This window comes from Phenylobacterium composti DSM 19425, from assembly GCF_059568645.1.
Window position 1 is genome coordinate 282,280 of the sequence record NZ_JCANTT010000011.1, and the last position, 20,347, is coordinate 302,626.

At 70.2% G+C, this 20,347-nt stretch carries 21 protein-coding genes; 12 read left to right on the forward strand and 9 right to left on the reverse strand.

The features are described 5' to 3' along the window. Window positions 1–210 precede the first annotated feature (210 nt). From BO64_RS04350 to fsa, 3 genes are all read right to left on the reverse strand, one after another. Entirely contained in the window at window positions 211–1,137 is a 927-nt protein-coding gene (locus BO64_RS04350; protein ID WP_496402050.1) for a tyrosine recombinase XerC, read from the reverse strand. Continuing rightward, window positions 1,122–1,805 (reverse strand): DUF484 family protein, encoded by a 684-nt coding sequence (locus BO64_RS04355; RefSeq protein WP_496402051.1) that lies wholly within the window; start codon window positions 1,803–1,805, stop codon window positions 1,122–1,124. Before BO64_RS04355 ends, BO64_RS04350 begins: the two co-directional genes overlap by 16 nt. A 69-nt stretch (window positions 1,806–1,874) precedes the next feature. Continuing rightward, complete coding sequence (gene fsa / locus BO64_RS04360) at window positions 1,875–2,528, reverse strand: fructose-6-phosphate aldolase (protein ID WP_496402052.1); 654 nt, start codon at window positions 2,526–2,528, stop codon at window positions 1,875–1,877. A gap of 62 nt (window positions 2,529–2,590) precedes the next feature. Here fsa and BO64_RS04365 point away from each other — a divergent pair, with 62 nt between their 5' ends. After that, window positions 2,591–4,753: a primosomal protein N' gene (locus BO64_RS04365; RefSeq protein WP_496402053.1), complete on the forward strand. Its 2,163-nt coding sequence runs from the start codon at window positions 2,591–2,593 to the stop codon at window positions 4,751–4,753. Between the two features lie 22 nt (window positions 4,754–4,775). On the opposite strand, the gene BO64_RS04370 is transcribed toward BO64_RS04365, so the two are convergent. Next, complete coding sequence (locus BO64_RS04370; RefSeq protein WP_496402054.1) at window positions 4,776–5,576, reverse strand: TerC family protein; 801 nt, start codon at window positions 5,574–5,576, stop codon at window positions 4,776–4,778. 485 nt (window positions 5,577–6,061) lie between these two features. Between BO64_RS04370 and BO64_RS04375 the strand changes: the two genes are divergently transcribed. Then, window positions 6,062–6,736, forward strand: a complete 675-nt coding sequence (locus tag BO64_RS04375; protein ID WP_496402055.1) for a CHAP domain-containing protein — start codon at window positions 6,062–6,064, stop codon at window positions 6,734–6,736. Window positions 6,737–6,834: 98 nt separating this feature from the next. Beyond that, window positions 6,835–8,049: a pentapeptide repeat-containing protein gene (locus BO64_RS04380; RefSeq protein WP_496402056.1), complete on the forward strand. Its 1,215-nt coding sequence runs from the start codon at window positions 6,835–6,837 to the stop codon at window positions 8,047–8,049. A 3-nt stretch (window positions 8,050–8,052) separates the two neighbouring features. On the opposite strand, the gene BO64_RS04385 is transcribed toward BO64_RS04380, so the two are convergent. After that, entirely contained in the window at window positions 8,053–8,490 is a 438-nt protein-coding gene (locus BO64_RS04385) for a DUF488 domain-containing protein (protein ID WP_496402057.1), read from the reverse strand. 58 nt (window positions 8,491–8,548) lie between these two features. Between BO64_RS04385 and BO64_RS04390 the strand changes: the two genes are divergently transcribed. Next, window positions 8,549–9,823 carry an MFS transporter gene (locus tag BO64_RS04390; RefSeq protein WP_496402058.1) on the forward strand — a complete coding sequence of 425 codons (1,275 nt, stop codon included), beginning with the start codon at window positions 8,549–8,551 and terminating at the stop codon, window positions 9,821–9,823. 47 nt (window positions 9,824–9,870) lie between these two features. Then, window positions 9,871–10,749 (forward strand): alpha/beta fold hydrolase, encoded by an 879-nt coding sequence (locus tag BO64_RS04395; RefSeq protein ID WP_496402059.1) that lies wholly within the window; start codon window positions 9,871–9,873, stop codon window positions 10,747–10,749. Here the strand turns inward: BO64_RS04395 and BO64_RS04400 are convergent. Then, window positions 10,730–11,647 (reverse strand): thioesterase family protein, encoded by a 918-nt coding sequence (locus BO64_RS04400; RefSeq protein ID WP_496402060.1) that lies wholly within the window; start codon window positions 11,645–11,647, stop codon window positions 10,730–10,732. The two genes, BO64_RS04395 and BO64_RS04400, sit on opposite strands and share 20 nt — an antisense overlap. A gap of 56 nt (window positions 11,648–11,703) precedes the next feature. After that, window positions 11,704–11,958 (reverse strand): hypothetical protein, encoded by a 255-nt coding sequence (locus BO64_RS04405; protein WP_496402061.1) that lies wholly within the window; start codon window positions 11,956–11,958, stop codon window positions 11,704–11,706. Between the two features lie 109 nt (window positions 11,959–12,067). Here BO64_RS04405 and BO64_RS04410 point away from each other — a divergent pair, with 109 nt between their 5' ends. The 5 genes from BO64_RS04410 (at window position 12,068) to BO64_RS04430 (ending at window position 15,681) form a co-directional block, all read left to right on the forward strand. Continuing rightward, window positions 12,068–12,892 (forward strand): cytochrome b/b6 domain-containing protein, encoded by an 825-nt coding sequence (locus BO64_RS04410; RefSeq protein ID WP_496402062.1) that lies wholly within the window; start codon window positions 12,068–12,070, stop codon window positions 12,890–12,892. Then, window positions 12,889–13,653, forward strand: a complete 765-nt coding sequence (locus BO64_RS04415) for a molybdopterin-binding protein (protein ID WP_496402063.1) — start codon at window positions 12,889–12,891, stop codon at window positions 13,651–13,653. Before BO64_RS04410 ends, BO64_RS04415 begins: the two co-directional genes overlap by 4 nt. 252 nt (window positions 13,654–13,905) lie before the next feature. Beyond that, on the forward strand, window positions 13,906–14,406 hold the full coding sequence (locus BO64_RS04420) for a MarR family winged helix-turn-helix transcriptional regulator (protein WP_496402064.1): 501 nt from the start codon (window positions 13,906–13,908) through the stop codon (window positions 14,404–14,406). Window positions 14,407–14,470: 64 nt separating this feature from the next. Beyond that, window positions 14,471–15,298, forward strand: a complete 828-nt coding sequence (locus BO64_RS04425) for a TIGR00266 family protein (protein WP_496402065.1) — start codon at window positions 14,471–14,473, stop codon at window positions 15,296–15,298. Window positions 15,299–15,369: 71 nt separating this feature from the next. After that, window positions 15,370–15,681, forward strand: a complete 312-nt coding sequence (locus BO64_RS04430) for an EthD family reductase (protein ID WP_496402066.1) — start codon at window positions 15,370–15,372, stop codon at window positions 15,679–15,681. Between the two features lie 56 nt (window positions 15,682–15,737). Here BO64_RS04430 and BO64_RS04435 read toward each other — a convergent pair whose 3' ends face one another. Next, window positions 15,738–16,790, reverse strand: coding sequence for a 1,9-bis(guanidino)-5-aza-nonane synthase (locus tag BO64_RS04435; RefSeq protein WP_496402067.1), 1,053 nt, complete (start codon window positions 16,788–16,790; stop codon window positions 15,738–15,740). 102 nt (window positions 16,791–16,892) lie between these two features. After that, the gene (locus BO64_RS04440) at window positions 16,893–18,164 is read right to left on the reverse strand and encodes a type III PLP-dependent enzyme (RefSeq protein ID WP_496402068.1); all 1,272 of its coding nucleotides are present in this window, start codon (window positions 18,162–18,164) and stop codon (window positions 16,893–16,895) included. A 375-nt stretch (window positions 18,165–18,539) separates the two neighbouring features. Between BO64_RS04440 and phnC the strand changes: the two genes are divergently transcribed. Continuing rightward, complete coding sequence (phnC, locus tag BO64_RS04445) at window positions 18,540–19,331, forward strand: phosphonate ABC transporter ATP-binding protein (protein WP_496402069.1); 792 nt, start codon at window positions 18,540–18,542, stop codon at window positions 19,329–19,331. Continuing rightward, a complete protein-coding gene (phnD, locus tag BO64_RS04450; RefSeq protein ID WP_496402070.1) occupies window positions 19,328–20,347 on the forward strand; it encodes a phosphate/phosphite/phosphonate ABC transporter substrate-binding protein in 1,020 nt (339 codons plus the stop codon). The genes phnC and phnD overlap by 4 nt, the downstream gene beginning before the upstream one ends.

Consider the following 20,347-nt stretch of genomic DNA (forward strand, 5'->3'; position numbering starts at 1 on the left):
CGCTCGCGCCCAGGCCGATGGGTTATGCCCCCCAGGGCAGGATCATCCAGACCTTCTCCGATCCGGCCCTGCCTTATCGCAAGGACGGCAAGGCCAAGGCCGTCGAACCCGCCGACCTGCCAAGGCCAGCCACGAAAAGGCCGTCGCCCGCTCCGTCGGCGCTGCGCCAATCCGCGGGTCGTGCAGTACGGCGCAGGACGCTAGCCGCGGTCAGGCCCGGGGGTGCGCCGAGGCGTAGGCGCTGAGCAGGGCCGCGGCGTCGACCTCGGTGTAGCGCTGGGTGGTCGACAACGAGGCGTGCCCCAGCAGTTCCTGGATCGAGCGCAGGTCGGCGCCCGCCCCGAGCAGGTGGGTGGCGAACGAATGGCGCAAGGCATGGGGCGTGGCGCTCTCCGGCAGGCCGAGGCGGCTGCGCAGGTTCTGCACCGTCGCCTGCACGTGACGGGGGCTGAGGGGGCCGCCGCGCCTGGCCCGGAAAAGCGGCTCATCGGGGGCGAGCCCGAAGGGGACGCTGGCCAGATAGGCGTCCACCGCCTCGCGGACGGCCGGCAGGACCGGGACGATGCGGGTCTTGGAGCCCTTGCCGGTGATCCGCAGCTGGCCGGGGATCGGCGCATCCGACCGCTTCAGGGACAGCGCCTCCGAGATCCGCAGGCCGCAGCCGTAGAGCAGGGTCAGCACCGCCTGGTCGCGGGCCACCTCCCAGTCCTCGCGATCGGGATCGAGGGCGGGCTCGGCGATCAGGCCGAGGGCCTGATCCTCGGTGACCGGCCGCGGCGCGCCCGGCTTCACCCGCGGACCGCGGACGAGGGCGATGGCGGCGTTGGGGATGTCCAGCCGGCGGTCCAGGAAGCGGTGGAAGGTGCGGATGGCCGACAGCGCCTGGCTGAGGGAGCGGGGCGACAGGGGCGGTTCGCCGGCGCGCAGATGGGCCAGCCAGGCGCGCACCTCCCCGGCGGCGACCGTTCCGAGGTCTTTCGCCGAGAGCGCTTCGCCCCGGTGCTGTTCGAGGAAGGCGATGTAGCGGGCGGCGGCGAAGCCGTAGGCCTCCAGCGTCCGCGGCGAGGCCCGCCGCTCGTTGGCCAGGTGCTCCAGCCAGGCGGCGCGGGCGTCGGCGGCGCTCAGAGGAGCGGCCATCGCTCCGCGGTGCGCTCCACCACGCGGGCGAGGAAGGTCACCAGTTCGGCGCCCATGTCGGGGGTGAAGCCCTCCGGATCGTGCGAGCCGAAGGCCAGCAGGCCCGCCCGCGCCGGCTCCCAGGCGGCCATGCGCACCATGGCCATCGAGCGGATCTCGCCGGACGCTTCGCCGAACAGGCCAAGCGCGGTGGGCGCGAAGCCCATGCGCGTCTGCCGGTGGGCGCCGCCCAGGATCATGTCCACCTGGCCTTCCACCAGCGGGCGCCAGCCGTCGGGCGCCTCGGCTCCGGCTTCCAGGGCGACGACGCCGGCCGCCAGGCCGAAGCGGCTGCGGGCCAGTTCATCGACGCGGTGGGCGAGGTCGGCGTGGCTGCGGCTGTCGAGCAGGTCCACCACCGCGCCGTGGGTCTGGGCCTGGGCCGAGAAATTGGCCCGCGCCGTCTCCTCCAGCAGCTGGCGCATTTCGGCCTCGCGCTGGTGGGCGGCGTGGACGCGGGCGAGGGCGGCGGGGCCGAAGTCGACCACATTGCCGGCCGCGACCTTCAGGCCGAGCTCGGCCAGCAGGCCCTCGTCCTCGCGGATGAAGTCGGGGTTGTCGGCCAGGAAGCGGCGGACGGCGGACGGTTCGAGCGCTACGCCGAACATGTCGCCCTGGGTGCCGTCCATGGTTAATCCCCCGAAACGCCGAGAGCCTCGCGGGGGACGAACCGAAGCCCGCTGTCCCTGAGGCTTTACCTAGAGAATCGACTGGCCGGTCTTGGCCCAGTCGGCGAGGAATTGTTGAAGCCCCTTTTCGGTTAACGGGTGCTTGAAGAGGGCCTGGAACACGTCGGGCGGAATGGTCGCGCAGTCGGCGCCGGCGAGGGCCGCTTCCTTCACATGGGCCGGGGTCCGGATCGAGGCCGCCAGGATCTCGGTGTCGTAGTCGTAGTTGTCGTAGATCGCCCGGATCTCGCTGATCAGGTCGATCCCCTCGGCGCCGTGGTCGTCCAGGCGGCCGATGAAGGGGCTGATGTAGGTGGCGCCGGCCTTGGCGGCGAGCAGGGCCTGGGCGGCCGAGAAGCACAGGGTGACGTTGGTCTGGATGCCCTCGGCGCAGAACTCGGCCGTGGCGATCAGGCCCTCTCGGGTGAGCGGCACCTTCACCACCACATTGGGGGCCACGCCCGCCAGCTTGCGGCCCTCGGCCAGCATGGTCTCCACATCGGTGGCGGCCACTTCGGCGCTGACCGGCCCCTCTACGATCCCGCAGATCTCGGCGATCACCTCCAGCATGTTGCGGCCGGACTTGGCGATCAGCGAGGGGTTGGTCGTCACGCCGTCCACGAGGCCCGTGGCGGCGAGGTCCTTGAGGAGGGCGACGTCGGTCGTGTCGAGGAAGAGCTGCATTTTCAGGCCTTGCACTTGTTCGGCCTGCTTGTAGCCGCCAAGAGGAGGTGAGCGAACCCCCGATGAGCCGCATCGCCTCCGTCCTCATCCCCGCGCCCCTGCCCGAGGCCTTCGACTACGAGGCGCCGGACGGGATGGCGCTCGACCTCGGCGACCAGGTGGCCGTCCCCCTCGGGCCGCGCCTCGTGCGCGGGGTGGTGGCGGCGGTCCGTGACGGGGCCGGCGTCAACCGGCCGCTCAAGGCGGTGGCCGAGCGCCTGGACGAGCCGCGCCTGCCGCCCGGCACGGTGGAGTTCGTCCAGTGGGCCGCCCGCTATGCGGTGGATGTTCCGGGGGCGCCCCTGGCCATCGCCCTGCGCGGCGCCCGGGCGCCCAAGCCCAGGCCCATGCGCGTCCTTGAACTCACCGGCCAGACGCCCGCGCGGATGACCCCCGCCCGCGCCAAGGTGCTGGAGGCGGCGGCTGCGGGACCCATGCCGCCGGCCGACCTCGCCCGCGCCGCCGGGGTCTCGGCCGGCGTGGTGAAGGGCCTCCTGGACGAGGGCGTGCTGGCCGAACGGCTGGTCCTGCCCGCCAGCGGCTTCGAGGCGCCCGACCTGTCGCGCAAGGGCCCGGCCCTGAACCCCAGCCAGGCCGCCGCCGCCCAGGTTCTGTGCGACCTCGCGCAGGCGGGACGGTTCGAGGCGGCCTTGCTGGACGGGGTCACGGGGTCAGGGAAGACCGAGGTCTATCTTGAGGCCGCGGCGGCGGCGCTGGCCGCCGATCCACAGGCCCAGGTGCTGATCCTGCTGCCCGAGATCGCCCTGACCCAGGCGGTGATCGCCCGTGTGACGGCCCGGTTCGGCGCCCGTCCGGGTGAGTGGCATTCGGATGTCGCCCCGCCCGCCCGGCGGCGGGTGTGGGAGGCGGTCGCCTCGGGCGATTGCCGCATCGTCGTCGGCGCCCGTTCGGCCCTGTTCCTGCCGTTCCGCAAGCTCGCGCTGATCATCGTGGACGAGGAGCACGACAGCTCCTTCAAGCAGGAGGACGGTTTCATCTACCAGGGCCGGGACCTGGCCGTAGTGCGGGCGAAGATCGAGGGGGCGGCGGTGATCCTGGCCTCGGCGACGCCCTCGCTGGAGACCCTGCGCAACGCCGAGACCGGTCGCTACCGCTGGCTGCGCCTCTCGGCCCGTCACGGGACGGCGCAATTGCCCGACATCCAGCTCATCGACCTCAGGGAAACGCCGCCCGAGACCGGTCGCTGGCTCTCGCCGCCCCTGGTGGCGGCCATGGGCGAGACCCTGGCCCGGGGCGAGCAGACGCTGCTGTTCCTGAACCGCCGGGGCTATGCGCCGCTGGTGCTCTGCCGGGCGTGCGGCGAGCGGATGACGGCTCCCGACACCGACAGCTGGCTGGTGGAGCACCGCTACTCGGGGCGCCTCGTCTGCCACCTCACCGGCTTTTCCATGCCCAAGCCCGCGGCCTGCCCGCACTGCGGGGCCAAGGACAGCCTCGTCTCCATCGGCCCTGGCGTGGAGCGGGTGGAGGAGGAGGCCCGCCATCTGTTCCCGCAGGCGCGGATCGCCGTCTTCTCCTCGGACACCGTCTTCGACGCCCGTGAAGCCCGGCGGCTTGTGGAGAGCATGGCCGAGGGCGAGATCGACATCCTGGTGGCCACCCAGGCGGCGGCCAAGGGCCACAACTTTCCGAAACTGACGCTGGTGGGCGTGGTGGACGCCGATCTTGGCCTGCGCGGCGGCGACCTGCGGGCGGCCGAGCGCACCTATCAACTGCTGGCCCAGGCCACGGGCCGTGCGGGACGCAAGGACCGGCCGGGCCGGGCGTTGCTGCAGACCTACGCCCCGGACCATGCGGTCATGCAGGCGCTGAAGGCCCAGGACCGGGACGCCTTCGTCGCGGCCGAGATGGCCGAGCGGGAGCTTGCCGGCCTGCCCCCGTTCGGGCGCCTCGCCGCGGTGATCGCCTCGGGCCCCGACGCGGCCCAGCTTGAGACCTTCATGCAGGCCATGGCCCAGGCCGCGCCCAATGCCCCGGGCGTGGAGGTGTACGGACCGGCCGACGCTCCGCTGAGCCTCGTGCGCGGCCGGCGGCGCAAGCGCTTCCTGGTGCGGGCCGATCGCAGCGTCGACCTCTCAGCCTATATGGCCGCCTGGCGCGCCCGGGTGCGGCCGCCCGGCCAGGTGCGGGTGGCCATCGACATCGACCCGTACAGCTTCCTCTGAGCCCTTGTCAGTGACGCCCTTGTCAGTGACGCGTTTCGCCGGGCGGCGGCGTCCGCTTGGCCGCCGCGCGCCGGGCCAGCATGTTCAGGCCTTCCACTGTCGCCGAGAAGGCCATGGCGGCGTAGATGTAGCCCTTGGGCACATGGAAGCCGAAGCCGTCGGCGATCAGCACCACCCCGATCATCAGCAGGAAGCCCAGAGCCAGCATCACCACGGTGGGGTTGTTGTTGATGAAGTTGGCCAGCGGATTGGCCGCCACCAGCATCAGGCCCACGGTCACGATCACCGCGGTGAACATGATGGGCAGGTGGTCGGTCATGCCGACGGCGGTCAGGATCGAGTCGATCGAGAACACCAGATCGAGCAGCAGGATTTGGACGATGGCCGAGCCCATGTTCGTCACCACCTTGCCGGCGGTGTCCATGACCCCCTGGCCCTCGCCCGGCTCGACCTTCTCGTGGATCTCGGTCGTCGCCTTCCACACCAGGAACAGGCCGCCGGCGATCAGAATCAGGTCGCGCCACGAGAACGCCAGCTCCCACATCGGCTCGCCGTGCTCGCCCAGCGGGCCCTGCCAGGGCAGGGTGAAGACCGGCTGGGTGAGGCCGACGATGAAGGCGAGGGTGGAGAGCAGGGCGAGGCGCAGGACCAGCGCCAGGCTGATGCCGATCCGGCGGGCCTTGGCGCGCTGATGCTCGGGCAGCTTGTTGGAGAGAATCGAGATGAAGATGAGGTTGTCGATCCCCAGCACCACCTCCATCACGATCAGGGTGACAAGGGCGGCCCAGGCGGCCGGGTCGCTCAGCAGAGCGGCGATGTCCATTCAGGCCTCTCTCAGTTCCTGTGGAGCTAGATAACCCGCTTTGGCGGGCCGCCTAGCTCTCATGCGGGCGCAGACGGCGCCAATTTTCTGGGCGCCGAGAGGGCTGTGAATAATCTGGCGGCTTTGTGGCGTCGGCAGGCGGCGGCCTCGACAACGTCTTTTGATGGCCGGCTCAGCACTTGTTTCAGTCTGTGCGGGGCGACTGTGTATGTGCTGATCAAGTCGAGGGAAGATCATCTGTCGTATCGGACAAGCTTAAATACGAAGTCTTCCCCTGAGAGGCGGGCATAGAATTCTTGGATTAAGGATCGTGAACGTCGCGGGTCCAGCCTAGACTCTTCGTCAGCCTCGCATGATCCGAGGCGGCGGGCCGGAGCGGTTGTGGATAAGTGAGCCGCATGCGACGGAGAGTCCGCGTAAACCCTCTTTTCACTCAAGCGCGGATAGGGTTATTCCTTCGCCCAGTGTCGGGGAGTAACTGCAACATGCGTAAACGGACGAGGACCCTCCTGGGTTCCCTGGCCGCCGCGGCCGTTATGACCCTCGCGCCTGCGGGCGCGATCGCCGACACCTATTGGCAGTGTGTCCCCTTCGCCCGCCTGATCTCCGGCATCCAGATCTTCGGTGATGCGCGCACCTGGTGGCAACAGGCCGCCGGCCGCTACGAGACTGGGATTCAGCCGCGCGCCGGCGCCGTGCTGTGCTTCAAGCCGACCTCTCGCATGCGCCTGGGCCACGTGGCCGTGGTCAGCCAGGTGCTGACCGACCGTGTGGTGCAGATCACCCACGCCAACTGGTCCCCCATTGAGGGCTCCCGCGGCAAGGTGGAGAAGGACGTCACCGTGGTGGACGTCTCTCCCAACGGCGACTGGAGCCAGGTGAAGGTCTGGTACGACCCCACCAAGGATCTGGGCAACTCGACCTATCCGACTCACGGCTTCATCTATCCGGACGCCTCGGCCAAGCTCCTTGCGGCTTCGGGCCTCGCCAAGGTCCAGAACGGCATGATCGCCGTGGCCCAGTCCGCGGCCAGCCAGATGGGCGCCGCCGTGCGGCCGGGCGCGGGGCCTATGGGCGTGCTCTCGCAGGCCGCCGACTCCACCGACCGGATCGCCGCCCTGATCGCGGCCGCCGCCCGCGGCGAGACTCCCGGCAACTGATCGCCCCGCCGTACGTCCGCCGGGCGTAATCCGAGCTTAGGGGTGTTGCGAAACCGTTCCTTAAGCGCGCGGCCGCCATGGTTCGCGGCGACGGTCCCATGCGCACCCAAGCCCAACAGCACCATGTGGCGATCGACGCCCAGACGCTGCGCGAGGCGCTGGAGGCGCATCAGCGTTTCCTGGCGGGCCGCTCGGGCGGGCGCCGTTTCGCCCTGCCCTATGTGGACCTGTCCAACTGTTCGCTGGAGGGCGTCGACCTGCGTGACGCCGACCTCGCGGGCGCCAAGCTCGAAGGGGCGATGCTGGCTAGGGCCAACATGGCCCGGACGATCCTCTTCGGAGCCAATCTCCGCGAGGCCGACCTCAGGGGCGCCAACCTCAAGCGCGCAGACCTGCGCGGCGCCTGTCTGAAGGGGGCCAACCTCGCCGGCGCCGAGCTCGCGGGCTGCGACCTGCGCGAGGGGCGCATCGCCCTGCAGGACAAACTGGACGGCTTCCGGATCCTCCGCCACGAGCACCGGCCGGGCGAGCTGAACTACGCGGTGCTCTCAGGCGCCAATCTCGCGGGCGCCCAGATGGCCGGAGCCCAGGCCATCGCCAGCGACTTCACCGACGCCAACCTCGCAGGGGCCGTACTCGCCGGCGCGCGCCTGACCCGGGCGGTGCTGGACGGGGCGGACCTGTCCGGCGCGGACCTGGGCGGGGCCGACCTCACCGGCGCCTCCATGAAGCGGGCGGTGCTGGCGGGGGTGAACCTGGAGCAGGCGCGGCTGGACGACGTGGACCTTTCCGAGGTCCTTCGGGCTCCGCCGCCCATCGTCTATGTGGACGACCGCTCGCTGGAGGATGTCCTCGCCGACCACGAGACCTATTGCGAGACCGACGGCGCCCGGGGCGCTGTGGTGCGGCTGGAGCAGGTGGACTTCCGGCCTCTGCGGGCCCTGAGGCAGCGCAAGCTCACGGCCTTGGCCGCGCCGCGCTCGATCTTCTTTGGCATGGACCTGACGGGCGCCCAGCTCCAGGGCGCCGACCTGTCGGGCTGCGATTTCCGCGGGGCGATCCTGCGCGACGCCGACCTGCGCGGCGCCAAGTTCGTCGGCGCCCAGCTCATCCGGGCCGACCTGCGCGGGGCGCGCATGGGGCCGCTGATGATCGCCCCCGGCCGCTTCGTGCGCACCGACTTCACCCGCGCCAGCCTGCGGGCGGCCGACCTGCGGGGCGGCTCGGCCGCCAAGGCGCGCTTCCTCGAGGCCGACCTCAAGGGCGCGCGCATGGCGGGCTGCGACCTCACCGGCGCGGAGATGGAGGTCTAGGCCCTAGGGCTTCAGGTCCTCGACTTCGAAGGGGACGGCCTCGCACATCCGCTCGGCGACGATCCGGCGGTGGCAGCCGCAGGCCTCGGCCTCGTAGCAGAGCAGGGCGGCCCGCTTGCCCGAGGCGATCTCCACCGCCTTGGCCAGCTCCAGTTGCGCCTGCGGCTCCTGAAGATGCTCCTCGAAGATCGCCCGCATCTCGGCGGTGCGCCCCTTGCGGGCGGCGTCGCGGCCGGGCTTCGGCGTGCCCAGGGCCCGCAGGTGGACGTAGTCGATCCCGGCATCCTCCAGGCTCGCCGACAGCAGGCCCTTGGAGAACCCCGCCCGGCGCGAGGCGGCGATGGCGCGCACGTCGATCAGGACCTCGACGCCGGCCTGTTTCAGGGCCTCGATCACCGCTGCCTGGGGCGCGGCCTCGTAGCCGATGGTGCAAAGCTTCATGGCTCCCTAAATGAGCCTCCGCCAGGCGATCGCAACTGGCGCTGGGGAGTTTCGCGCCATGACGATGCGCCGCCCGTTCGGCCAGAACTACGCCTGGGTCGTCGCCGGCGTGACCTTCCTGGCGCTGCTGGCCGCCGCGGGCCTGCGCTCGGCGCCCGGCGTGCTGCTGACGCCCCTGCACGAAGGTTTCGGCTGGGACCGGGGCGAGCTCTCGGTGACCGCGGCGGTGGGCATCTTCCTCTACGGCCTGGTGGGTCCCTTCGCCGCCGCCCTGATGCAGACGCTCGGCCTGAAGCGCACCCTGCTGGCGGGTCTGGCGCTGATGAGCGCCTCCACGGGGCTCAGCCTGCTGATGACCGAGCCCTGGCACTTCCTGCTGACCTGGGGCGTGCTCTCGGGCTTCGGCTCGGGCGCGGTGGCCCTGGTGCTCGGGGCCGCGGTGGTGAACCGCTGGTTCGCCCAGCGCCGGGGCCTGGTCATGGGCTTGCTCAGCGCCAGCACCGCCACGGGCTCGCTGATCTTCCTGCCGGGGATGGCGGCCCTCGCCCAGGCTGGCGGCTGGCGGCCGGTGGTCATGGCTGTCTCCCTCGCCGCTGCGGCCCTGATCCCGGTCGTCTTTTTCCTGATGCCCGAGAAGCCCTCCGACATCGGCCAGGCGCCCTATGGCGCAACCGAGGCCCCGCCGGACCCGCCCCGCGGCCGCCCGGCCGACAGCGTCCGGCTGGCCCTGTCAGTCCTGGTCCGCTCCGCCCGGACCCCGGCGTTCTGGCTGCTCTTCGCCACCTTCTGGGTGTGCGGCTTCACCACCAACGGGCTGGTGGGCGTCCACCTGATCTCGTTCTGCGGCGACAAGGGCCTGGCCCTGGTCCAGGCCGGCGGCCTGCTGGCGCTGATGGGCCTCTTCGACATGGTCGGGACCACCGCCTCGGGCTGGCTGACCGACCGCTACGATCCCCGCAAGCTGCTGTTCGTCTACTACGCCCTGCGGGGCCTCTCGCTGATGGCCCTGCCGTTCCTCGAGTTCAACGCCGTCAGCCTGACGGTGTTCGCGGTGTTCTATGGCCTGGACTGGTTGGCCACCGTGCCGCCTACGGTGCGCCTGGCCAATGAGAACTTCGGCGAGAGCAGCGCCCCCATCGTCTTCGGCTGGATCGCCGTGGGCCACCAGACGGGGGCGGCCACGGCGGCGTTCCTGGGCGGCCTGCTGCGCGACCTGCAGGGCCGTTACCTCGAGGTCTTCGTCCTGGCGGGGATCTTTGGCCTGGCCGCCGCCGCGGCGGCGCTGTGGATCGGTCGGGGTCCGGCGTCGCAACCGCGGCCCGTCGCCGCCTGACGCGAGGTGAAGGTTTCGGCGAAGGCGAGGTCAGCTATAGGTCGCCCATGGCTACCCCGGTTGAGTTCGAGCCGCGCGCGCGGCGCCAGGCCCTGCCCGCCCGTGGCGGCGAGATGGCCTATCTCGATTTCGGCCCCGAGGATCGGCCGGTCGACCTCGTTTTCTCCCACGCCAACGGCTTCAACGCCCGCACCTACCGGACCCTGCTGGCGCCCCTGGCGGCGGACCTGCGCATCCTGGCCATCGACCTGCGCGGCCATGGCGCCACCACCCTCCCGGCCGATCCCGAGCGGCACGGCGGCTGGAACATGTTCCGCGACGACCTCCTGGCCTTCCTCGACGCCGTGGCCGAGGGACCGGTGGCCCTTGCCGGCCACTCCATGGGCGGCACCTCCAGCCTGCTGGCGGCGGCTCACCGGCCGGATAAGGTGCGGGCGCTGGGCCTGCTCGATCCGGTGATCTTCGATTCGGCCATCAACTCGGACCGGGGCGACGAATCGGCCCTCTACCAGGGCGCCCGCCGCCGTCGGGCGGTGTTTCCGGACAAGGCGGCGGCCTATGCCGCCTATCTGGGCCGGGGCGCCTTCCGCACCTGGCCGCCCGAGATGCTGGCCGACTATGTGGAGGCCGGCTTCCAGGAGACAGCCGACGGCGAGGCGATCCTTGCCTGCGCCCCCCTCTGGGAGGCGGCGAGCTACGCCACCCACAACTACGATCCCTACGCGGCCTTCCGCGCCAGCCGCTGTCCCATCCGCATCCTCACGGCCGAGGAGGGCTCGACGACCCAGCTCGGTCCCCATGCGGACGAGCTCCTGGCCGCCGGCCGCATCGTGATGGAGACGCTGCCGGGGACGACCCATTTCCTGCCCATGGAGCGGCCGGAACAGGCCCGGGCGCTGCTCGCGGCTACAGCGACAGCCCTCTGACCGCCTTGGCCTCGGCCCGGGCCAGTTCCTCGTCGGACAGAGCGATGATCTTGCGGGTGTCGAGGTCGAAGGACACGGCGATGGCCTCGGCCGCGCCCCAGGCCTGACCGGTGCGGGGATCCAGCAGCCAGTGAACCAGCCGGCGGAACCGGGCGTCGCCCCCCGCCGACCCGGACCGCAGCTCCACCCGATCGCCCGCCCGGGGCCAGGCCAAGTGGACCAGGCGGTACTCCAGCGCCGCGCCACCCACCCGGCGGCCCTCGCGCGCGCCCGGCCGCTCCCCGTCGAAGAAGTGCGGGATGCCCTCCGAAATCCGGGCCATGAGCATCTCGGTCCGCATGCGCCCGAAGGCGTCGCAGTGCACGGGCTGGATGGCGCCGAGCCCGGTGCGCTTCAGGCCCAGCTCCTCCGCCCGGGCGAGGCCGGCTTGGCTTTGGACAGGATCGAGGGAGATCGACCTCGGCGCGGCCTGTTCGGGCGCCTCCACCCGCAGCGCCTCAAGGCGGGCGCGGATGCGGTCGGGCCAGGGAAAGGCGCGGGCGTCCCGGGCGGTGGCGTGGGCCACCAGGGTCTGGAAGGTGGCCGCCAGGCTCCCGTCGGCGTGGCGCATCAGGAGCAGCAGCCGCGCCTCGTCCTCACTGGCCGAGAGCACCCCGCCGGTCATGGTCAGGGCCGCGCCGGGGCGGGCCTCCTTCAGGAAGCGGATGTGCTGGTCGCGGACCACCAGGGTCGCATCGGCCTCGGGGACGAAGGCCTGGGGCATGCCGAGCTCCGCGGCCAGGCCCGCCAGCCCCTCCATGGCCTTGGCCACATAGAAGCCAACGTTCATGTGGCCCATGTGGTCGCATTCCCATGCGGCCACGCTGCCCCGCCAGACCTCGACGCCCACGTCACTCACCCTGAACGCTCCCCCCCGCTTTTGGGGGTGAGCTTAGGGAGGCCGGCCGCGCGTCGCTAGCGCTTGCCTTCGGCCGGATCAGCGCCAGGGCCCAGACGGTCCTCGTTGGCCGGGGACGGGGCGGTGGTGTCGCCGGCCCCCTGGCGTGGCTGCGGGTTGCCCGAAGCGAAGGCGCGGCGCTCGCCCTCGACGCCGTCGTCCTGGCGGACGGCCGGATAGCGTTCCGGTCCGCCGCGGTCCTTGGCCGCGTTCAGCGGCTGGGCGGCGTTCTCGCGGCGGCCCTCGCTCTGGATCTTGTCGTCGCCGGCCATGGGGATCTCCTTGCAGGATTGCTCCCGTCGAAAGCGCCCGGCCCCGCGCGATGTTCCGCCCGGCGCGGCTGTGGCACAGTGTGCGTATCCCGGTTTTGTGGAGACGTTCATGGGCAAGAGGAGACGCGTTCTGGTCCCCCGCCACGGGCCGGTCGTGCGGATCACCCACTGGGTCAACGCCCTCGCCGTCATCGTCCTGCTGATGAGCGGGCTGCAGATCTTCAACGCCCATCCCGCCCTCTACTGGGGTCAGACCTCCACCTTCGCCCGTCCATGGCTTTCGATCCGCATGGTGGAGACGCCGGACGGCCCGCGGGGCGTCACCACCGTAGGGAACCGCTACGCCGACACCACCGGTCTGCTCGGCTGGACCGGGCGGCACGGCGACCGGCGCAACCAGGCCTTTCCCGCCTGGGCCACCATTCCGAGCTGGCGCGACCTGGCGAGCGGGCGGCGCTGGCACTTCTTCTTTGCCTGGCTGTTCGTCCTCAACGGGGCGGTGTACGTGGCCGTGACCGTGCTGAGCCGGCGACGTCGCCGGATGCTTCTGCCTACTCGCGAGCAACTGCGCCTGCGCCATGTGCTGGCCGAGGTCGCCGACCACGCCCGCCTGCGCTTCGCCCGGGGCGAGGCGGCGCGCAGCTACAATGTCCTGCAGAAGGGATCGTACCTGGCGACCGCCTTCGTCCTGCTGCCGATGATGGTGCTCACGGGGCTGTGCATGTCGCCGGGCTTCAACGCCACCGTCCCCTGGCTGATCGACCTGTTCGGCGGCCGTCAGAGCGCCCGCAGCCTCCATTTCCTCACCGCGGCCCTGACGGTGCTGTTCGTGCTCGTCCACCTCGCCATGGTCCTGGCCTCCGGCCCCTGGAACAATCTGCGGGCGATGATCACCGGGCGCTACGCCATCGAGCTTGAGGAGGAACGCACGTGAGCCTCCATCGCCGTACCTGGCTGAAGGCGGCGGGCGCGACCCTCGCCGGCCTCTGGGTCTCGGCCTGCGACCGCCTGACCCGCAATCCGAATTTCATGGGCTTCATCGGCAGCGCCGAGAACCTCAGCCGGCAGGTCCAGCGGGCCGTGACCGACCGCAACGCCCTGGCCCGGGAGTTCTCGCCCGCGGACATCTCCCCCGACTTTAGGCCCAACGGCTCGCTCAATCCCCGCGATCCCGAATATGTGGCCCTGCGCGAGGGCGGCTTCGCCGACTACCGGCTGGTCGTGGACGGCCTGGTGGAGCGGCCGCTCAGCCTGAGCCTCGAAGAGATCCGCGCCCTGCCGGCCCGCACCCAGATCACGCGGCACGACTGCGTGGAGGGCTGGTCCTCCATCGGCAAGTGGACCGGCGCCCGGCTCGGGCCGCTGCTGGACCGGGCGGGCCTGAAGCCCGAGGCCCGCTACCTCGTGTTCCACTGCGCCGACACCCTCGCGGAGGGGCCCAACGGCCGATACTACGAGAGCATCGACCTGATCGACGCGCGGCATCCGCAGACCATCCTGGCTTATGAGATGAACGACGCGCCCCTGCCGGTGAAGCACGGTGCGCCGCTACGTCTGCGCGTGGAGCGGCAGCTGGGCTACAAGCACGCCAAGTATGTGATGCGCATCGAGGCCGTGGAGAGCTTCGCCCACATCTACGGCGGCAAGGGCGGCTTCTGGGAAGACCGCGGCTACGAATGGTACGCCGGCGTCTGAGCCCAAGCGGCGCGGTCCGGGCCAGGGCCTGAAGCTCGCCTGCGACAACCCGTCCGCCCGCCTTTTCGGCTGGCTTGACCTGCGTCAAACCGCTGGACCGACGCCCGGTCTAGACGTCAGAGGCCTTCCTTTACGGAGACGTCTGCGCCGCGTAAGCGCGCGTGCGCCGTTGCGATTCCCCGCCTTCGGAGGAAAGGCGACGGCCCGACTGCCTCGGCCGGGTCGCCGAAGCACCAGTGTCTAGGGGGACATATGCCGCAACAGGCGGTCGTCGAGTTCCAGCCGCAGCCGGAACCGGTCAACCAGTCGAGGATCTTCTACCTGGTCTCGCACCTGGCCGCGCGCCGCGACCGGGTGCTGGAGGACATCATCCGCCCGCACGGCCTGACCATCACCCAGTGGCGCGTCCTGGTGGGCCTGGGCCTGCTGAAGAGCCGGACCATGAACGAGGTGGCCGATTTCCTCGCCCTGGACCGGACCACCCTTACCCGGACCATCGACCGGCTGGTGGAGCGCGGGCTCGTCGTCCGCGCCGAGGTGCCCCATGACCGCCGCCTCACCGAGGCCTCCCTCACGGCCGCCGGCAAGGCCCTGCGCCTCGAACTCCTGGGCCAGGTGGTGGAGGTGAACGAGCGCCTGACCGCAGACGTGGATTCCGAGAGCCTCGCCATCGCCGAGCAGGTGTTCGAGCTGATGCTGGAGCGGCTGATCGGCCATCGGGCGGGGGCCCGACGGATCACCGACCTGGTCTAGAGGGCGGGCTCTTTCCGTCCCGCCGCGAGGCCCTAGATTGGCGTCAAAGCCAAGAGGAGCCCCCATGACCAGTCCCTGGACCCATCACCGCAGCGCCGGCGTCGCCGACGACGTGGACTTCGAGATCAAGGGCCAGGAGCTGCAGTTCGTCGAGATCGAGCTCGACCCGGGCGAGAGCGCCGTGGCCGAGGCCGGCGCCCTGGTCTGGAAGGACGCCGCCGTGGAGATGACCACCGTCTTCGGAGACGGCTCGGGCGGTCAGGGCCAGGGCTTCATGGGCAAGCTCCTGGGGGCCGGCAAACGCCTGATCACCGGCGAGAGCCTGTTCACCACGGTCTTCACCCACCAGGGCCGCGGCAAGGCGCGCGTCGCCTTCGCCTCGCCGACTCCGGGCTCCATCCTGCCCCTGCACCTGGCCGAACTCGGCGGGACCCTGATCTGCCAGAAGGACAGCTTCCTGGCGGCGGCCCGGGGCGTGTCCATCGGCGTCCATTTCCAGCGGCGAATCCTCACCGGCCTGTTCGGCGGCGAGGGCTTCGTCATGCAGCGCCTGGACGGCGACGGCTGGGTCTTCGTCCAGATGGGCGGCACGGTGGTGGAGCGCGAGCTCGCGGCGGGCGAGGAGATTCACGTCGATACCGGCTGCCTCGCCGCCTACACGCCCAGCGTCGACTTCGACCTCGTCATGGCCGGTGGGGTGAAGAGCGTGCTGTTCGGCGGCGAAGGCCTGTTCTTCGCCCGGCTTCGCGGGCCCGGGCGGGTGTGGGTGCAGTCGATGCCGTTCTCGCGCCTGGCCGGCCGGATGCTGGCCGCCGCCGGCACGGGCGGGCAGAACCGCGGCGAAGGCTCGCTCCTCGGCGAACTGGGCGACTTCATCGGCGGCAATCGCTAGGGGCGGCGTCTTTGCTTCCCGCACGTCAGGGCCGCTAGCCTTGGCGGGCATGAATGGGCGGAGGAAGCCGGATGATCGTGGTCAGCGTGATGTATCCCAGCACCGAGGGCGGGACGTTCGACATGGACTACTACAACGCCACCCACATTCCGCTGGTGAAGGAGGCCTTCGGCCCCACCGGCCTGGCCTCGGTCCAGGTGCTCCAGGGGCTGCCCGGCCCGGACGGCGCCCAACCGCCCTATGTGGCCATCGCCAACCTTGTCTTCGAAAGCCCTGAGGCGCTGCAGAAGAGCATGGGCGGCCCGCGCGCGGCCGAGGTGGTCGGCGACGTTCCGAACTTCACCAACATCACGCCCAACCGCCAGATCAGCCTTCTCGCCTGAGGCTGGCGACGGCCGGATAGAAAGACGGCCCCGGATTGCTCCGGGGCCGCTCTGACTTACTTCTGGAAGAGGTCGTTCCAGCGGCGGCGCTGGCGGGTCTTCCAGGCGCCCAGGTGCCAGGCGTTGGAGGCGATCAGCGGCACCACCGTGGTGGCCTCCGCGAACACCATCTGCTCCCAGGTCACGTCCACCTTGCCCCAGGAGCAGGCCTCCTTGAGGGTCGAGGACGAGCAGGCGCCGTCGCGCACGTCCGCCACCGTGATCTGGATGGCGTACTTGTGCATGTCCACCTCGTGGCCAAGGATTTCGGCGCACACGACGGTGTCCTGGGCGAAGTTCTTCGGCACGCCGCCGCCGACCATGAACAGGCCCGTGGCGCCGGCCTTCAGCTTGATCTCGGTCAGCTCGCGGAAGTCCGCGACGGCGTCGATGGTGAGGTAGGGCTTGCCCGCCTTCATCCGCTCGACCTGGTGCTTCACGAGGCCGAAGCCGGCCGAGGAGTCCACGAAGGCCGGGCAGAAGATCGGCACGCCCTCGCGATAGGCCACCTCGATCAGGCTGTCGGGCTTCTTGGCGTTGCCGGCCGCCAGCCACTTGCCCATCTCATAAATGAACTCGCGGCTCGAATAGGGGCGCGGCTCCAGGGACTCGGCGATCTCGTAGATCGTGGCGTCGCAGGCCTGCAGCTCTTCTTCGTCGATGTAGGTGTCGTAGATGCGGTCGATGTAGAGCGCCCTCAGGTCGCGGTCGTCGACGTTCGACTGGGCCTGATAGTGCTTGAAGCCGAGGGCCTCGAAGAAGTCCATGTCGACGATCGAGGCGCCGGTGGCGACCACCGCGTCGATCATCCCGTACTTCACCATGTCCCGGTAGATGTGCATGCAGCCGCCGGCCGAGGTGGAGCCCGCCAGGGTCAGCCAGGTTGAGCACTCGGCGTCTTCCAGGCTCATCTGCCAGATGTCGGCCGCACGGGCCGTGTCACGGCTCGTGAAGCTCATCTTGCGCATGGAATCGATGATCGGGCGGGCGTCGTACTGGTCGATCGCCACGTGCTCGACGGTGTTGGCCAGCAGTTCGGCCTTCCGGTTCGAATTCACGGGAGCGTTCATTCTCAAAGTTCCCTTTGGGTTTGATCGCCCGTCATCAAATGGAAAGCGCGGCCGGGACGGAGCGACCGGCCGCGCCTTTTTAACACGTGGATTGTGGCCGTTTTACCGCTTGCGGCCCCGCTTGCCGGCGGCGCCCTTCGGCCGCGACAGGCGGACGACCTTGCGCTCTTCCTCGTGCCGCTCGCGCGGCAGGCGGATCGAGCGGCCGGCCAGGCCGAACATGGAGGCCATGGGCGCATCCGCCACCGCGACGGTCTCGGCGTCGCCGAAGCCGTTGAAGCGGGTGCTCATGGCGATCCCGTAGGCGCCCAGCATGCCGATCTCCACATAGTCGCCCTCGCGGACGTCCTCGGGCAGCCAGAACGGCCCGGGCATGTGGTCGATGGAATCGCAGGTCGGGCCGTAGAAGCGGTAGGGCTTCAGCGGGCCTTCCACCTCGTGCGCCGTCTCGCCCTCGCCCCGGTACAGCTTCACCGGGAAGGGCCACTTCATGTGCGCGGCGTCGAACAGCGAGCCGTAGCTGCCGTCGTTGAGATAGAGGGCGTCGCCCTTGCGCAGCTCGACCTTGGTCAGCAGCGAGGTCGCCTCGGCCACCAGCCCGCGGCCCGGTTCGGCCCACAGTTCGGTGTCGTCGTGCACGCTCATCTCGGCGAAGCCGCGGTGGATGGAGTCCGCATAGTCCGCCATGTCCGGCGGCATCATGCCCGGATAGACCGATGGGAAGCCGCCGCCCACGTCCACCACGTCCACCATGACGCCGGCGCGCACGATGGCGCGGTTCGCCTGGGCCATGGCCGCCTGATAGGCGGTGGGACGCATGCACTGGCTGCCCACGTGGAACGAGACGCCCATGCGGTCCTGCGTCGCCCGGCGGGCGGCCAGCAGCAGCGAGGGAGCCTCCCACGTATCGACGCCGAACTTGCCGGCCAGCGAATAGGACGCGCCCTCCGCCGACACGCCCAGGCGGACGATCAGCGACAGGTCGTCGGCCCCGCCGGTGGCGTCGAGGATCTTCTGCAACTCCTCATGGGTGTCGAGGGCGAAGGTCTTCACGCCGTGGTCGAAGTAGGCCTGGGCGATGGCCCTGCGGCTCTTCACCGGATGCATGAACGCCATCCGGGCGCCGGGCGCATGCCGCGACACCAGTTCGATCTCGGGGACCGACGCCACGTCGAACGAATTCACGCCGCTCTTCACCAGGGTCTCGATGACCCACGGCGAAGGGTTCGCCTTCACAGCGTAGAAAACGTCGCCTCGAAAATTGTCCTGGAACCAGCGCGCCGCTACGGCCACCGCATCCGGTCGCGCAAGGGCGACAGGACGCTCCGGGGACCGCTCGCGGACCAGGTCCAGGGGCGTATGGTACGTATGCACCTCACGCAACCCCCAACGGATTGTTGAACCCAGACCGGCGTTAGCAGCGCTTTTTAGGACTTCGGGTCCGCCGGAAGCCGCGCAAATAGGGGTATCTGGCCGGCGTGTAAAGGGCTTAGGGCCTGCGACGTCCTGTCACTACTGAGATCGTTGTTATATATTCGGGGGCGCGCACGGTCGGGGCTAGTACAGGCGGGCGCAGGCGCGCGTAGAATCGCCTGATTTTCGCGCCCGGGGGCGTCCCTGCGGCGCTGGCGCGCACGTTGCCCGCTGGACCGGCCATGCGCCGACATGCCATGAAGCCCTGGCAGGCGGCGGGGACGGCATGCTCCGTGTCGCCGGCAGTCGACGCCACGGGGAAAGCGCTACTATTCGATGACCGAAGCCGCCGTTCTGTCGATACGGAACGCCTCCAAGACCTTCGGTCAGCGCCGAGCGCTCGACGGGGTCTCCCTGGATGTTCGCAAGGGTGAGATGATCGCCCTCATCGGGCCGTCGGGCTCCGGCAAGTCCACCCTGTTGCGCTCGATCAGCGCCCTGCAGACCATCGACGCCGGCGGGACGATCACCGCCTTCGGCGCGCCGGTGCAGGAGAACGGGCGGGTCGCCGCGGGCGTGCGCAAGGTCCGCACCCGCATCGGCATGATCTTCCAGCAGTTCAACCTGGTCGGGCGTTTGACGCTCTTCGCCAATGTGGCCCTGGGCTCGCTCGGCCGCATCGGCGCCCTCCAGGGCCTGCTCGGCCTGTGGCCGGAAGAGACCAAGCAGTCGGCCATGGCCGCTCTGCATCGCTTCGGCCTGGCCGAGTACGCCGCCCAGCGGGCCAATACCCTGTCCGGCGGCCAGCAGCAGCGCGGCGCCATCGCGCGGGCTCTGGTCCAGAAGGCGAAGATCATCCTGGCCGACGAGCCTGTGGCCTCGCTCGACCCGGTCTCGGCGCGCCGGGTCATGGAGATCCTGCGCGAGCTCAATGACAATGATGGCCTGACGGTCATCGTCACCCTTCACCAGGTCGACTACGCCCTGCGCTATTGCGATCGGGTCGTCGCCCTGAAGTCGGGCAAGGTCGTCTATGACGGCCCGCCCAGCGGCCTCGACCGGCCGCGCCTCGTCGAAATCTACGGCCCCGAATTCGAGGACGTCTTCTGGGAAGGAGCGCCCCAATGATCCGCCGCCACCTGATCGGCGCAGCTCTCATCGCCGCCGCCACGCTCGGCCTCGCCGGGTGCGGCGACAACAAGGGCCCCTCGCAGATCACCGGCGGCACGCCGAACGAGCTGACCTTCGCCATCCTGCCGGCCGAGGGCCAAGCCTCCATGGCGCCCCTGTGGCAGCCGCTGCTGGATGAGATGTCAGCCCAGATCGGCGTGCCGGTGAAGCCGTTCTTCATCTCCAACTACACGGCCATGGTCGAGGCGATGCGCTTCAACCAGGTGCAGATGGGCTGGTTTTCGGCCGCTCCGGCCCTGCGCGCCACCGAGCGGGCCAATGGCGAGGTCCTGGGCCGGGTCGTCGATGCGGGCGGCGAGGCCACCTACAAGTCGGTCCTGATCGTCCGCAAGGGCAGCGGCATCACCCTGGACAAGGTGCTGCAATGCGACCGCACCCTGAACTTCGGCATCGGCGACGCCCAGTCCACCTCGGGCACCCTGGCGCCCATGGCCTATCTCTTCACCCCGCGCGGCATCGATCCGGCCAAGTGCTTCAAGGCGGTCCGCTCGGCCAGCCATGAGGCCAATGTCCTGTCGGTGGGCACCGGCGTGCTGGACGTGGCCACCAACAACACCGTCGGCCTGCTGTTCAACCGCCGGCAGAAGCCCGAGATCGCCGACCGCATCGAGGTGATCTGGCAATCGCCGCCGCTTCCGGAAAGCTCCATCGTGGTGCGCAAGGACCTCGATCCGGCGCTGAAGGAGAAGATCCGCCAGTTCTTCCTCACCTACGGCACCGGCGACGACGAGGTCGGGGCCAGGCAGCGTAAGGTGCTGGAAGGCCTCGCCTACGGCGGCTTCCGGGCCGCCGACAATTCCTACCTCGACCCGGTGCGCGAGATGGAAGCCGCCGAGAAGCTGGCCGAGGCGCGCCGCTCGGGCGACCAGGCCCGCATCGCCAAGGCCCAGGCCGAGTTCGACAAGATCACCGCCGCCGCCGCCCAGCGGCGCGCCACCGCCCCGGCGCCGTAA

Coding starts and splice junctions, on each gene's coding strand:
- fsa (WP_496402052.1), bottom strand. CDS start 2,528: ATGCAGCTCTTCCTCGACACGACCGACGTCGCCCTCCTCAAGGACCTC.
- BO64_RS04385 (WP_496402057.1), bottom strand. CDS start 8,490: ATGAAGCTTTGCACCATCGGCTACGAGGCCGCGCCCCAGGCAGCGGTG.
- BO64_RS04350 (WP_496402050.1), bottom strand. CDS start 1,137: ATGGCCGCTCCTCTGAGCGCCGCCGACGCCCGCGCCGCCTGGCTGGAG.
- BO64_RS04355 (WP_496402051.1), bottom strand. CDS start 1,805: ATGGACGGCACCCAGGGCGACATGTTCGGCGTAGCGCTCGAACCGTCC.
- BO64_RS04435 (WP_496402067.1), bottom strand. CDS start 16,790: ATGAACGCTCCCGTGAATTCGAACCGGAAGGCCGAACTGCTGGCCAAC.
- BO64_RS04390 (WP_496402058.1), top strand. CDS start 8,549: ATGACGATGCGCCGCCCGTTCGGCCAGAACTACGCCTGGGTCGTCGCC.
- BO64_RS04365 (WP_496402053.1), top strand. CDS start 2,591: ATGAGCCGCATCGCCTCCGTCCTCATCCCCGCGCCCCTGCCCGAGGCC.
- BO64_RS04425 (WP_496402065.1), top strand. CDS start 14,471: ATGACCAGTCCCTGGACCCATCACCGCAGCGCCGGCGTCGCCGACGAC.
- BO64_RS04420 (WP_496402064.1), top strand. CDS start 13,906: ATGCCGCAACAGGCGGTCGTCGAGTTCCAGCCGCAGCCGGAACCGGTC.
- BO64_RS04375 (WP_496402055.1), top strand. CDS start 6,062: ATGCGTAAACGGACGAGGACCCTCCTGGGTTCCCTGGCCGCCGCGGCC.
- BO64_RS04410 (WP_496402062.1), top strand. CDS start 12,068: ATGGGCAAGAGGAGACGCGTTCTGGTCCCCCGCCACGGGCCGGTCGTG.
- phnC (WP_496402069.1), top strand. CDS start 18,540: ATGACCGAAGCCGCCGTTCTGTCGATACGGAACGCCTCCAAGACCTTC.
- phnD (WP_496402070.1), top strand. CDS start 19,328: ATGATCCGCCGCCACCTGATCGGCGCAGCTCTCATCGCCGCCGCCACG.
- BO64_RS04395 (WP_496402059.1), top strand. CDS start 9,871: ATGGCTACCCCGGTTGAGTTCGAGCCGCGCGCGCGGCGCCAGGCCCTG.
- BO64_RS04380 (WP_496402056.1), top strand. CDS start 6,835: ATGCGCACCCAAGCCCAACAGCACCATGTGGCGATCGACGCCCAGACG.
- BO64_RS04405 (WP_496402061.1), bottom strand. CDS start 11,958: ATGGCCGGCGACGACAAGATCCAGAGCGAGGGCCGCCGCGAGAACGCC.
- BO64_RS04430 (WP_496402066.1), top strand. CDS start 15,370: ATGATCGTGGTCAGCGTGATGTATCCCAGCACCGAGGGCGGGACGTTC.
- BO64_RS04370 (WP_496402054.1), bottom strand. CDS start 5,576: ATGGACATCGCCGCTCTGCTGAGCGACCCGGCCGCCTGGGCCGCCCTT.